The sequence below is a fragment of the Halomonas qinghailakensis genome (assembly GCF_025820815.1).
In the GTDB taxonomy this organism is placed as follows: Bacteria; Pseudomonadota; Gammaproteobacteria; order Pseudomonadales; family Halomonadaceae; genus Vreelandella; species Vreelandella qaidamensis.
In genome coordinates this window covers 3077161-3091202 of the sequence record NZ_CP096973.1, presented here as the reverse complement: position 1 = coordinate 3091202, position 14042 = coordinate 3077161, and the positions used below count along the sequence as shown (strand labels likewise).

Annotated in this window: 10 protein-coding genes and 2 pseudogenes; 9 read left to right on the top strand and 3 right to left on the bottom strand. The window is 49.0% G+C overall.

What is annotated here, in order from left to right:
- Nucleotides 1-121 precede the first annotated feature (121 nt).
- Complete coding sequence (locus M0220_RS14060; RefSeq protein ID WP_264018009.1) at nucleotides 122-1195, top strand: sensor domain-containing diguanylate cyclase; 1074 nt, start codon at nucleotides 122-124, stop codon at nucleotides 1193-1195.
- A gap of 21 nt (nucleotides 1196-1216) precedes the next feature.
- Here the strand turns inward: M0220_RS14060 and M0220_RS14055 are convergent, their stop codons facing one another.
- On the bottom strand, nucleotides 1217-2269 hold the full coding sequence (locus M0220_RS14055) for an IS200/IS605 family accessory protein TnpB-related protein (protein ID WP_264018008.1): 1053 nt from the start codon (nucleotides 2267-2269) through the stop codon (nucleotides 1217-1219).
- Nucleotides 2270-2395: 126 nt separating this feature from the next.
- Nucleotides 2396-2548, bottom strand: a complete 153-nt coding sequence (locus tag M0220_RS14050; protein WP_264018007.1) for a hypothetical protein — start codon at nucleotides 2546-2548, stop codon at nucleotides 2396-2398.
- A gap of 275 nt (nucleotides 2549-2823) precedes the next feature.
- On the opposite strand from M0220_RS14050, the gene M0220_RS14045 reads away from it, so the two are divergent.
- The 7 genes and pseudogenes from M0220_RS14045 to M0220_RS14015 all read left to right on the top strand — a co-directional run.
- Nucleotides 2824-4521 (top strand): methyl-accepting chemotaxis protein, encoded by a 1698-nt coding sequence (locus M0220_RS14045; RefSeq protein WP_264018006.1) that lies wholly within the window; start codon nucleotides 2824-2826, stop codon nucleotides 4519-4521.
- A gap of 464 nt (nucleotides 4522-4985) precedes the next feature.
- Nucleotides 4986-6323, top strand: coding sequence for a tyrosine-type recombinase/integrase (locus M0220_RS14040; protein WP_125749519.1), 1338 nt, complete (start codon nucleotides 4986-4988; stop codon nucleotides 6321-6323).
- 877 nt (nucleotides 6324-7200) lie between these two features.
- A complete protein-coding gene (locus M0220_RS14035) occupies nucleotides 7201-7401 on the top strand; it encodes a hypothetical protein (protein ID WP_125749522.1) in 201 nt (66 codons plus the stop codon).
- Entirely contained in the window at nucleotides 7401-7955 is a 555-nt protein-coding gene (locus tag M0220_RS14030) for a hypothetical protein (protein WP_264018005.1), read from the top strand. The genes M0220_RS14035 and M0220_RS14030 overlap by 1 nt, the downstream gene beginning before the upstream one ends.
- Nucleotides 7952-9475, top strand: coding sequence for a DEAD/DEAH box helicase (locus M0220_RS14025; RefSeq protein WP_125749528.1), 1524 nt, complete (start codon nucleotides 7952-7954; stop codon nucleotides 9473-9475). The genes M0220_RS14030 and M0220_RS14025 overlap by 4 nt, the downstream gene beginning before the upstream one ends.
- Nucleotides 9476-9756: 281 nt before the next feature.
- Complete coding sequence (locus tag M0220_RS14020) at nucleotides 9757-9897, top strand: hypothetical protein (RefSeq protein ID WP_164517095.1); 141 nt, start codon at nucleotides 9757-9759, stop codon at nucleotides 9895-9897.
- A gap of 494 nt (nucleotides 9898-10391) precedes the next feature.
- Nucleotides 10392-10892, top strand: a pseudogene (locus tag M0220_RS14015) (transposase); the annotation flags it as partial.
- 283 nt (nucleotides 10893-11175) lie between these two features.
- Here the strand turns inward: M0220_RS14015 and M0220_RS14010 are convergent.
- On the bottom strand, nucleotides 11176-11535 hold the full coding sequence (locus M0220_RS14010; RefSeq protein ID WP_264018004.1) for a hypothetical protein: 360 nt from the start codon (nucleotides 11533-11535) through the stop codon (nucleotides 11176-11178).
- A 748-nt stretch (nucleotides 11536-12283) separates the two neighbouring features.
- Here M0220_RS14010 and M0220_RS14005 point away from each other — a divergent pair.
- Nucleotides 12284-13300, top strand: a pseudogene (locus M0220_RS14005) (IS30 family transposase).
- Nucleotides 13301-14042: the final 742 nt, after the last annotated feature.

The following is a 14042-nucleotide window of genomic DNA, read 5'->3' as shown; positions in this document are numbered from 1 at the left end:
GAACTGATATGGACAACCCATGCCAAGATTACTTATGCCATGGCGACGATATGCGTAAAGGCGCTCTCAACGCTACGGCTTTTGAGGGGCTTAATCGCCTAATCGGGAGCATTGATTACTTATGACGCATAGGCCAACGCTTGACGCAGATGATTACGAGACGCGTCGTCTTAAGGCACTTGCAGATTATCAAATTCTCGACACGCAACGGGACGACGCGTTTGATGAGATTGTCGAAGCGGTCTCATTGATCTGCGACACCCCCATTGCCGTGGTTAATTTTATTGACCGTGATCGGCAATGGTTTAAATCTGAAAAAGGGCTAGGCGTTCAAGAAACCCCGCGTGACATCTCGATTTGTGCGCATGCCATTTTACAGCCCGGAGTTTTTGTCGTACCGGATACCACGCAAGACGCCCGATTTGCTAACAATCCCTTGGTTACAGGAGAGCCTCACCTGCGTTTTTATGCGGGTGCGCTGCTAAAAAGCAAAGACGGTTATCCATTGGGAACGCTATGCGCACTGGATTATGAACCTCGCGAGCTGACACAACGCCAACATTTCGCCCTTCAGGCATTAGCCAACCAAGTTATGGCCCACATGGAGTTAATGCGCAGTCATCGCATACAGGAAGCGTTAATTCGTGAATTGCAAACAACGCGCCAGGAGTTAGAGGAGTTATCTTCCATCGATTCATTAACAGGCTCGCTAAATCGCCGTGCTTTTGAAGAACGTTTTCAACAAGAAGTGGCCATGATTCAGCGTGGGGCCCCTTCGGGTGCATTAATGCTGATTGACTTAGATAACTTCAAAAATATTAACGATACATATGGTCATCAGAGCGGCGATCACGTCATGGTACGTTTCATAGAGCTGTGTCGTCGGGTGTTTCGTCAGTACGACGTTATTTGCCGGTGGGGCGGTGACGAATTTATGGTCATGCTGCCGAGAACCAGTCCGTCAGAAGCTACCCATGTTGCAAGCCGCCTGCACCAGCAACTTGCCGCAACGCCTATGCTCATCAACAGTGCAAATTCGCTCTATTGTACGGTCAGTATTGGTATTTGTGCGGTTACCAGCAGCATTACGATGGATATGTGTTTGTCGATAACCGATGCCTTGCTTTACCAGGTCAAAAAAGAGGGCCGCAACAGCACGGCTGTTGAACCCTCCGACGATTCATTCAGAGAATAGAATCGCGGATTCTTATCCCTCTCACACGCCCTGTTGCCAGAGCGAGGAGAGCGTCACCGGGGTTCTCGGTGCATGAGCCGGCGTCTGCGAGCTCATGCGGGCGGTCTGCTTGCGCTGACCGCCTTGAAAAAACACATGGCCGCGAGCGGCGATGTTATAGGCCGCGTTCAGATCAGCGTGATAGCGCTTGCCGGAGCTAAACGTGCACTGGCTGTAGTTGCCTTTATCACGTTTTACTGGCCCTGATCCGTCGAAGGCGTGGCGGGACGTGCCACGGGCATAAACTGCCACACAACGCAGCCCCACTTCGACGGCCTTGCTACCGATGCGTGTTACGAGCTGGCGATGAAACCAGCGGTGAAACCGTGCCTTCATCGGTGTCCGTTTTTTTCCCGCTTTAGGTCGCCACCCCTTCAGGTTTTCGACCGCAATCGCCTGGCAATGATGATCAAGCGCTAAATTCACCAACTGCCGACTGATCTGGTGGGCTTGATTGTCTGCCAAATGGGTTAGCCGTTGGTGGTCGCGGCGACAGAAGCTCGAGGGTAACCGGCTGCCGTGGCGTGTGTGCTTTTTGGCGGCCTGACGAATGCGGGCCATCAGCCGATACTCCCGGTCTTTATCCGTGCGCGAGATAAAGCCTCGCGCATGGACAGTGCCTTGAGCATCGACCACCGCCCAGGAGGCCGCCGTATTAATGCCTACATCCACCGCTAACACCCGCTCAGGCGCACCCTTTACCGGCTTCGGTGGCTCGAACTGCTCAGGCAGTGATAGCTGCCACTGTCGCCCCTTGAAGACCAGTAGCGGGGATTTGGCCTTGCCTTTTCCTCGAAACCGGCAAGTGCCTTTCAGCCCAAACCCCATCCATATCCAATCGTTCTGCCAACGCACCTTGATAAAGGCATAGCTGGCATCGGTGTTGATTTTGGCACACTGGCTGCCGTAAAGGCTGGGAAAGGTCTTCGTGCTGGAGGTTAGGCGCGGTGGTTTGGCGTTTGGATGTTTGCGCTGGCCACATCGCCACTGATCGAACCGCGTGACGAAGGAGCGCACCTGGCCGACCGCATCCATCAACGCCACACGGCGGAGATAAGAAGGAAACTTGTAGTAGCGTTTGGCAAAGTACGTGTAGCGAACATTCGGGCGCTTGGCGGTTGGATGAATCAGCGCCTCAATGACCGTTACCGCTTCATTACCCTACGTTGCCCCCACCGTCGGCCAGTGGGTATACGCCACCGTCATCAGATCGCGCACCAGCCGTCGATACAGCGCCAGCGTATCCTGCAGCGCCTGTTGTTGGTCGGCGCTGGCAACCTGAAGGGTGAGGATGTCGGAGCGAATAATGGCCATGAACTGACTATATATCTATCCAGTTATACCTGCAAGGCTGACGCCTTGCTCTGCCTTGACTGTCGATTCATTCGGAGAATTGAATCGCAGAATGCGGCAGATTTTTGTTCAAAAAGAAGAAACCAACTAAAGATTGACACCCTCCTAAGGTCTAAGCTGCATTGTTAGCCAAACGTCTTTTTGTAATTTACTCATAACATTTAGCAATATAAAGTAATACATTCTTAGGGCTTTGCTGATGAGCTAAACCGTAACGGCTGTTTTCGAGGTGTCACATGCTGAACCACATATTTCGAATGACCATTAAACTACGCCTGATGGTTATGATGGCGATCATGCTGGTCTTTATGTTGGTTATTGGGGCCTTGGGGTTTAGCGGGATGACGTCTTCGAACCAAGCGATTGACACGATTTATCAAACTAATCTCAAAAACACACAGCAAATTGCCTCTTTGAATGAGCGTGCAAAAGATATGCTGTTAGAGCTTTCTTTAGCGGGGCAGCACGATCCAGGCTTAGCCGTCAGCGCCTTACACGACCACCCCGTGCAACTGCATATTGATAATGTTCAGAATAATGAACAGCAGATTGATAGCCTTTGGCAAGCGTACGTCACACAGCGTTTATCTTCGGCAGGTGAGGCACTTACCGAGCAGTTCCAAGAGCACTATTCTCGCTTACAAAATGCCGTCGATGCTGCCCTGCCCTTTTACGCATCAGGCGATTACGACAACGCCAATGAAATTGCATTTACACAAGCACTGCCTGCTTACCGGACTCTCAACGCAACGCTCGATGACATCATTCACTTTGAAGAACGCGAGGCTCAGTCAGCTTATGACAATGCAGCAGAGCATGCTGCGTTCATGCGCAATGTCATGATGGGGGCACTAGCGATTGCTGTTATCTTGGCAGGATTACTAAGCTGGATATTAATTCAGCGTATTCTTCAGCCACTTGCTCAAGCTCGCCAACACTTCCACGCGATGGCAGAAGGCGACTTAACCCAAACCGTTAAGCTCACCCATCAGGATGAAATTGGCGATATGCTCAGTGAACTTGGGGATATGCAAAGCAAACTCCAAGGATTAATTAGTCATATTCAGACATCTGCAGAGGCTATTTCTACGGCTTCTGGACAAATATCATCAGGTAACGTGGATCTCTCACAGCGTACTGAAGAGCAAGCTTCCAGCCTACAAGAAACGGCTGCCAGCATGGAGCAGGTCGCTGCAACGGTGAAAAATAACACCCAGCACACTGGCGAGGCTAATCAGTTAGCACATGCGGCTAGCCGCTCTGCAGGTTACGGTGGTGAGAAAGTTAGAGATGCTATTAGTAAAATGAACGAGCTAAATGCAAGCTCAGAGAAAATTAGCGGCATTGTGGAGTTAATTGATGGCATCGCGTTTCAAACTAATATTTTGGCGCTTAATGCCTCGGTGGAAGCTGCCAGAGCGGGTGAGCAAGGGCGCGGATTTGCTGTTGTCGCTCAAGAAGTAAGAAATCTCGCACAGCGTAGTGCCGATGCAGCCAAACAAATTCAGCATCTGATTCTTGAAAACAATCAGGTAGTGGAACAAGGCAGCGCGCTAGTCACAGCGGTTGGCGACTCCATGGCGCAGATCGTAAAGAATATCGACAGCGTTTCAGGGTTAATGGAAGAAGTGAGTCGCGCGTCTGACGAGCAAACCTCAGCGATCGACCAAATGAGCATCGCGATTAACCAAATGGATGAGGTCACCCAGCAGAATGCCTCACTGGTGGAGCAAACAGCCACGGCCTCTGCTTCTATGGAAGATCAAGCGCGAGACTTAGCGGAAGCCGTCATCTTTTTTAAAGTCGACAAAGCGCAAGGAACTCTTCCCCGCGCTAACGTCCAACGTATGCAAAGTTACGCCCTACCACAAACGCAACCATCTACAGACAGGCGACACACTGTTCCAGCCGATGATCAATGGGAAACCTTCTAACGCTCGCGTGATACAAAGCCACCACCCGAACGACGACAAACTGATTCTTTGACATCCACCGACCACTAAATCAGAGATTATAGTGGCGGATTCCCACTACTGGACGGCCATGCCCGACCGCGAGAATGTAGGTGGCTGATGTGCTGGGGATGGGCATCTGGCGTGGTGCTGATACAATGCTATAGCGAGCGTTTTTTGTGGGGACCAAACAGAAAATACAGCGAAAACACCAAGCCAATACTTATCTAAACTGTTGATTTTACTGGCGTCCCTGACAGGAGTCGAACCTGCGACCTGCCGCTTAGGAGCAGGATTTTAGGTGTTTTCTTGCATTATCACACATACCTATAAGCGATTTATTAATCTAATAAAATCAGCATATTATATGTTTTTAGTTCTTTTTGTTTCTCATACGATCCCACGCTATACTGTGCAAATCTAGGGGAACCAGTAGGGGAACCCAAGTGGGTACTAAAAAGCCGATTACTACGCCTGCAGAAGTCTCAGCATTTGTATTGCCTGCCGGCAAGTTAAAAGCACGCCGCGCCGTGAAATCAAAACATGGCGCAGGCTTGTCAATTGAGGTTCGAGTAGGCAAATCAATCAAGCTCTGGATTTACCGATTCAACCTTGGCGGACAGCAGAAAGAAATGATGCTGGGCAGTTACCCTGCGATGACTTTAAAACGAGCTAGAGAGGAGCATTCCACCGCCGCTGAGCTAGTTAAGAAGGGGCTTGATCCAAGAAAGCAGCGTGCGTCTGAAAAAGCTAGCAATTTAGCCGCTTGGACTATGCAAGATGCCTTTGACCGCTGGATAGAGCACTACCAACATCAACCAGGCCGCAACACGCGACCACCTACTGCCAAAACGGTATCCCAACAGTATGGCCGTTGGCGTCGTCACCTTGCCCCAAGGCTGGCTGATTTTTATGTCCGTGATGTATCCCGTCGCGTGCTTATCGATGTACTAGAACAAGCATCCAAAAATGCCAAGGTAGAAGCCCGCCATAGCTTGAACTTACTGCGTCAATTGCTACGCTACTGCCAAAAAAGGGAACAAATCGACGTAAATCCTACTGATGGCCTGGTGCCAGCTGACATTGGCGCGTCTGCGTCTGCCCCGCGTCAACGTCACCTTCAACTGTCTGAATTGCGCCAGCTATGGCAAGCGATAGATGACACGCGCGCAGACAATGAAGGGAAAGCAACTACCGCCGTGCTGAGCATCCCGGTAGCCAATGCGCTAAAACTATTGATCCTGACTGGCTGCCGTCGCAGTGAAGTGGCGTTTATGCAATGGGATGAAGTCAACAAAACAGAATGGAAAATACCCGCTGAGCGCACAAAATCGAATCGCCAGCATAAAGTTCACCTATGCCCATTAGCGCTTGAATTACTGGCAGAACAGCGCCAGTTAACTGCGGGAAAGTTCGTTTTTGAATCTACCCAAGGCAATGGTAAATCGCTTCATCCAGATAGCCTCAGCACCACTGTAGCCCGCTTACAAGGCCGTGCCAGAAAGGAGCACGATAGAACAGCTCAGTTATATCACCTAGAGCATTTCACCGTACATGATCTCCGTCGTTCATTTGCCACCCAAGCCACTGAAACACTAATGGCTGACCCGCTTTTAGTAGAAATGATGCTTGCCCACGCTCCACCTAAACTAATGGGAACCTATAACCGTGCAGCTCGTTGGAAGTCTCAAGTAGACGTGTGGCAGCGCTGGGGCGAAATTATTGCTCAACAGGTGGCAAGTGAAACTTGGCGTCATTCAAATGTTGTCAACATAAAACGCTAACCAGGTAATTCAGAACCTGATATAAGAAAGAAAAATACTAATGACTCTTATTCTTTACTGATTCACTACAACGCTCAAGAAGTTCATTTTTAGACACATTAGTCGAATAGACTGGGCGATTACTAGGCCAAGCTCCCCTCTGTAATCTCCCCTATAAACCAGAGTACTCAAAAGTAGCGTTTCAATAAGCTAAACGCAGGGAAATTCTGCATGAAAAAATCATGTTTTTCTTACAGCAAAATACTGTCCATCATCAGTTTCGCTGAAGAGTTAGTATGACTGCACGATTCTTGGCGTCGGAAGAGGAAGATCCTGCAGTAACTGATGACCTTGATCCCAAGCAATATGCCCTTTCTGAGAGCGGCGACTCAACCATTTGAGCCAGAGATACTCCACACGGTAACTAACCCCTTGGAGACATTTCATATTGCTGCGGACACCATTGTAAAAAAGTGTCCTTGCTCCTTACGTCTCAACACTTTGCACTGCCAAACAATAGGTAAATGCCACGCAAGAAACCAGCCGATAAACCGGATTATTGGTGTAAATTAGGCCTCAGTGCGGGTAAATGGTGCACAGCATCTAAATGCAAGGGGATGGTCTGTAAGGGTTTACAGTATTTAGTGCGCGGGGTAATCTAACAATGTTAAAGCAATATCTTTAACCAGGTTTGGCGACCTGAAATTATCCAAGGCGCATAAGCGCCACTGAACATAGTAGGCGTTTTTTTGCTTGCTGTGATTATGGTGGTCGTGCGTGGGAGACCTTAGGGTCTGCCGGTTTTTCCTTGGATACCGGTTCGCCAACCTGCGTACGGCCGCCTCCCTCCTGTTTGGCGACAGCGGAGACGGCTCTGATAAATCCAAGGAGCTGTTTGATGCGTTTAAAGATCTTCCCTATTTGCAGCCTTAATGGCCGCGCAGCTGCCCACCGTGCTATGGCACGTGCTGCCCTCTTCTCCGATAGCAGTCTTCGCGTTCGCTATCAGCGTTATCAGTATCATATGCAAAAAGCTCAGGCACTAGACGCCAAAGCCGCATCATCAGCACGTTTTGCAACTGTGCAGGAGGTGCGCTAATGAGTCGTCGCATCATCCACCCGATTGCTTCTCCGTACCTACAAGGGTTGTTAGAGCAGAAAGCCAAGGAACATGCCTTGTTTACGGTTTGTGAATTGCGCGATCAACTTGCTGAGCTAAAAGCATTAGCGGATTTTGATCAAAAAACGCTGCGTCTCTATGTGCGTGATCAAATCAATAAGCGTGTGAAACAAGGCATTGTGGAATGGGTAGGGCTTCAAAAAGGATTTAAAAATCGTTATGTGTTCCGGCTAATAGCAACGTCTGACCTCAATGCTGACAACATTTACCAAGATACCCCACAAGCTTCCAGCGACGTTGAACCGCTAGCGGTTAAGCTCAGCCGTGATAGCCAGCAGCTGCGTGCACAGATAGAAACGAGTGATTACCGGCTCCAGGCGTTCCAGGAAATCGCAGAAAAGTACCCTGACGCACGTGATGAAATTGGGCCGCTTTTCGAGCATGAAAAAGCACAGGCAAAAGCGCTGGATGAAAAGCTAAAGGCTTACGCCGACGTGCAGCGGAAGCTCGCTCAGGCGGGAGGTGAAGCATGAAACTGCGCGACACGTCTACCCACACTACTCAGCATCCGCCGTTACGTGATTGGCAGCAGCGCTGCCTTTCACATGCTATTGCTCAGCTATCCCCCGAACAATCTCACTTTCTCTGCCAAGCCACGCCTGGTGCGGGGAAAATGTTGATGGCAGCAGTGTTAGCCGACCATTTACTCCAGTGTGGTGATGTCGATTTCGTAATCTATCTGGGGCCGAGCTGCGAAGTGGTGAACCGCGCTGAAGAAACACTCGCAGACGTCACGGGGCTTGCTATGAGCGGCAATCTAGGCGCACGGGGCGGGTGTTACACCTATCAATCGCTGCGCACGCGCCTGCGTGCATTCCAACAACTGGGACAATACTACCGGGTATTCTTAATCTGGGATGAAAGCCATCACGCTGGCCGGGTGCCCGGTGCGCAGCAAGGTGCAAATGAGTGGGGGCAGGCGCTGCTGCTGCTGGAGCGCAACATTACATACACGCTGGCACTATCCGGCACGCCATGGCGTACCGATGGCAGTTGTCTGCCGCTCTTGCGTTATCTCGATGTGCCATCAGCAGACAACGGCGGCGATGCCCAAGAAGGTCAGGCAACATTGCTCAAACAGCGGTTGGTTCCGGATTTTGTCTATACGCTGCAAGAAGCGGTACGCGATGGAGTATGTCGCAAGCCCACTATCAAGTTGATTGATAACCCGCATATTCAGCTGACGATCAGCCACCTCAAGGGCAAAAAACCACCCGAGCAAAAACAGTTTTCGAGCATTCCGCGCTTACTTCGCGATCCCCGCGTAAGCTATGCCGACCTATTACGCCATGACACACCAATGGGTGCGCTGTTAAAGAAAGGGGTCGCCCAGCTGAGGAGATTACGTCAGGCACAGTCAGCGGCGGGTGGTCTGGTGGTCGCCTCTGATATAACTCACGCCGAAGACATCGCCGAGCAGCTGGAAGCCCTGGGCGAAGACGTCTGTTTGGTGACAAGTAAAACACCCAATGGGCATGTCAAGTTGCAGGCGTTTCGTGATTCGATGCAGTCATGGATTGTGTCCGTGGGGATGATCAGCGAAGGCGTTGATATCCCGCGTCTTCGCGTGTGCTGTTACCTGAGCCATATTCGTACTGAGCAGCATTTTCGGCAAGTATTGGGGCGGATTATTCGGCGTATGGGGCTGCATGACGCTGACTGCTACCTATTTGTGCTCAATGAAAGGCTATTACGTCGCTATGCGCATCGTATTGCTGACGATCTTCCTGATGAAAACTCTGTTGTCACGGTGATCCCACCTGACCAGGCGCCGCTTGCCGCGGGGTACGGTAACATCACTCCCGTGCCACCCTTTGATAACGTCATGCTGCCTGAAGAGGACACCACAATGGCGCCCGATGATGCAGCAGGGATTACGTTTGGACCAGCTATGTCTACCTATGCAGCAGCCGCTACCGCTCAGCCCCAGTGGGAGCACGACATGGCCTTTTCACAGCAATTTATTGAGCGCCTGGCGACATTGAAGCTTTGACGGTGGTACCGTCACGCTGAGCTGTTTAGCGTAGGGGCTGCTTATCGAGACAATGATGGAAATCTGATTGGTGAGTATGTTGTAACCAAGCAAATGCGTCTCGATAACGGCTACTAATAATAATTAACGCCTTCTATGGGTTACTGTAGAGGGCATTATACCCAGCAGGAAGTCTGCATGACATTGACTAAACGGATCTGGACCGTCATTTTTTCACTACTTTTACCGACCGTTGCCGCGGCCGATATCCATATTGTGAGTTTGAATATTCGAAATATGGGTTGAATAATAAAGCTATTCCGCATATCGCACGTATTGCCCAGCATTTTGATTTCCTGGCGCTCCAAGAATTAATGGATCCCACCGCACTCTCGAAACTTCAGCAAGCGGTTGAAGCAGCCAGCGGCGAGCCATGGTCATAGATGGCGGGCGAATATCTTGATCATAGTCGTCGGGCTCACGCCATTCTGCTCAACCCCAAGGGCCATACAATTAACCAGATTCGCGATATTATTGGGGTTAGGCGCGATACGGCATCAACTTGGTTATCCTAGAGGGAAGCAGACGGTATTGAAGATCTTCAAAACAAGCCTCGCGAAGGACACCCTCACCTTCTTAGCGAAAGCGATCTTGCTGTGTTAGAACAACTGGCTGAAGAGTATCCCCATCAATTGCCTGCCCTCCATGCCAAGTTTCAGGAGTAGACAAGTAACGTCGTCAGCCAGGACACGTTGCGGCCCGCGTTAGAAAAAGGTTATAGCGGTAAGCGGCTACGCCGCTTATTTAGGGCACGCGTGACGAGACAGTTTTCCGCCATACGCAAGAGATGGTCAATGTGTTGAAGGAGTAGGAAGATGGTGGTGAGTGCGATCTCTATTTCTTTGATGAAGCCGGTTTCTCGCAATCATCGTCACTTCCTTATGCATGGAGCCCGATAGCCAAGCCCTGGGAAGTCACGGCCTACCCACACAGCAAACGGCTGAATGTACTGGGCTTTCTGATCAGGGAAGGTGAGTTTTTTCACCACATGACCACCGAGACCGTTATAGAAGCCTTTTATCATTTTGCGGCACATAAAGACCCTGACGCATTCGCCATCGTGATACTGGATAATGCCAGAATGCACCGCTCCAAGGCATTCCAGCGCAAACTTATTGATTGGATGGCACATCGCATTCACCTAGTCTATTTGTCGCCGTATTCGCCGGAGCTGAACCTGATCGAAATCTTTTGGCGCGAAATCAAATACCAGTGGCTACCGTTAACAGCCTACAGTTCGTTCGATAAGCTTTGTGAAGCGGTCAAAAAAATATGCAATGGTTACGGTACTGATTACTCAATAACTTTTGCATACCCACTTAACAGATGTTGGGCAGATGCATCAGTAGCACATGGTCTTCACTTGAACTATAATTAGCTTTACGACTTACTATGGCACACGAAAGGTATTTTGGATGTTTGGACGATTGCTCACTATTTTTGCTATAGCTTGTATTATATTTATTCCAACCGCTATTTTGTTGAAAGATTTCCATCCCTATTGGGTATACGCAGGATTCACCTTAGCAATGGGCATCTTCAGTGCATCCATCAATATTATGCGTTCGTACTTTATTACATGCCCTGATCCAGATGAATACTTCGACTAGTCCTACACGATGGTATTAAGGCCCTACCCTCAAGGGCCTTGTTTCGTGAATCTACTGGGTGTATCTAAGTGCTTCCTTCCCATGACGCTCGACTATCGTCTTATAATTCGCGTATGCAAGTTTTCCTGTACAGGTATCGAGGATATTGGTGAGGGACTCTTGGATAAATCGAACAGCATATAAAGTTATGAAGTGAAGGATAACGATGTGCACGCCAATCATGTTTACTCGATAAAACGTATCTGTTGTATTGGGTATTAGGTAGTTATTACCAAACACGTCAAAATAGAAAAATATAATCGTTGAAAATGCCGCCAATACGCTGAACTTCACTGGCCGCGAGTCAACCAATGCAATATAAATCTTCATCAGCGTAGCCTCTATCGGCTGAAATTTTCTGAAATCGCTCATACGTATTCCTTTGCAAGGTTTGTTGGCCAGATGACCGTCTATTGACCCACTGGCTGCTAGGTTATCGATTGCGCAACGCTATGTCACCCAGGGCATCCTCAAAAAAGCAAAAGGGCGGAAAGTGGTTTCACCATTAAGCGGGATAAGTAACCACTCCTCCAATGCTTCAAGCAATTCCTTGGCAAGTACGTCATTCGCCTCACCGTCAAGCAACATCAGACGCCGGTGCTTTGTTGATCGGCGAGGACGTTATCATCAAGCTGCTATCGATGATGCCTTTTCAAGTTCTTCCGGCTGTCTTCAGTACATTGGGGAATGGCACATCCATCCTGAGGATACCTGCCAAGTCTAGTTTCACGACTCTTTCGCAAAGCTACACAAAAGCTTGCAACGACTCATTCACAGAAATACACACGAGTCATTTACCCTCCACAAAAGTCGTTAAAATCCCCAAAGACAACTGGTCCAGCTACTGAAAAACACTTACAGTGAATATTGATTAGTGAATAATATTTTTAAAATCAGCCATTAACAAATCTATCGCAGAATCACACAAGTCGTTTTCAACCCATAAAAGTCGTTAATTTTCTCAAGGAGAACTTCTCTAGCTGCTAAAAACATAACGTCAGCGCACAACTTGTTGTCAGAAGGCTCGAAGAGAAAAACTAATCTTTCGCAAAGATACGAACAAGTCGCTTATCACACGCACAAGCAGCTTGGCTGCAGAAACTGAGTGCAACACCTGAGCATTTCGCTAAGGTGTTGTCCCACGTCTTACCTCGAACTCAGTATTGAAGAACGTGCCAGCATCCAAGTGGGTCAAGCCCAAGGGATGAGCCTTCGGCATATTGCCCAGCTCCTGGGGCGAGCTCCTTCAACCATCTCTCGTGAAATACGCCGTAATCAAATGGCCCAGAATGGTTACTGCGCTCGGCACGCCCAACGTCAGCGAGAAAAGCGTCGAGTGGTCTATCGTCCTGCGCGTAAGCTTTTGCTAGGCACCGAGCGGTTTGATCTCATCGTGCATATGTTGCGGCGACGCTTGTCTCCTAAACAAATTAGCGGCAAGCTCAAAACGATGAAACTACCTGATTTGCGCGATGCCTACGTCTGCCGAGAGACCATCTACACGGCCATTTATGCCTTGCCTGTTGGCCACCTTCGCAAGGAACTGATTCACTGCTTGCGACAAGGTAAAACCACACGCAAGCCTCACCGTGGCGAAGTGGATCGACGTGGACAGATTCCTGACATGGTCAGCATTCACTTACGTCCGCCCGAGGTCAGTAAGCGTGAAATGCCCGGCCACTGGGAAGGCGATCTGATCAAAGGTAAGAATAACGCGTCCGCGGTAGGCACCTTGGTAGAGCTTAGCAGTAGCTATCTGATCCTCGCAAAAATGGACGACGCCACCGCCAACGTAGCAGGCTTTAGTGCTGCTCTGAACCGAATGCCGACCACCGCTCGAAAAAGCATGACCTATGATCAGGGGCGTGAAATGGCACAACATGCAAAAATTACTCAAGAAACCGGCGTTGCGATTTACTTTTGCGATCCCCATAGCCCCTGGCAACGTGGGGCCAGTGAGAATATCAATGGCCTTATCCGTCAAACGGACCTTTCAGTACATAGCTAGGAAGAGCTGGACGCCATTGCCTTTGAGTTGAATATGCGACCTCGAAAACGCTTTGGGTTTAAATGTCCGATAGAAGTGATGAGCAAGCTGATGGCCAAATATCATGAAAGTCCATCAACCATCCAGTGAGTGTGTTGCACTCAGAGTCTGCATCCGCCGGCATTAAATGCAGTTATTGTTTAACAAACCTACAATGCGATACCCAATCGATAATCTTTTAACTATAAAGACCACCTCATCTATCGTTAATCGACTAAAAAACTAACAAAACATAAACCTCCGCCATCAATAAGCTATGCTCCTGTTCAGTATGAATAACTTCGGCCAATAAAATCTGACTAATGAAACGAAAAAAATAAAGCTAATGTGTGACACCTACTTTTAAACTGCAATTATTCGCTTGAAGCATTAGGTTATTGAAATAGAACAGTACCACAACAGAAAAATACGCCAAGCTATAAATCAAAAAGTGATAAAATTTATTTAAACCAATTGCAAACACTACTTTTTATAACGGTAATAATATTGATACTAGTTGAACCAACACGACCCAATTTCTCAACCCCGCTTATTAAGCTATGAATTCAGGGTTAAAATTTTTAATCAAGGAATCAATTTTCAAGCACCAACCCTGGGCGTGCCAGGCAAATGCGACGGTACACCCTCCGCCATTATTCCTTGCTTGCTACGACCGCCCCGAGGGAGCCCGTCGTACACATAAACCGGTACGTGGTTGTCATCACGCTCCCCCTTTCTGGCCCATTTTTCCTGGTAGATACAAGATCCGACCGTCCGCTTTTTGCCCTAACCACACTGGTTAATTTTGAAATGAGATAGTTTTTGAAGATAGATAGTCCTGATACAGAATAGG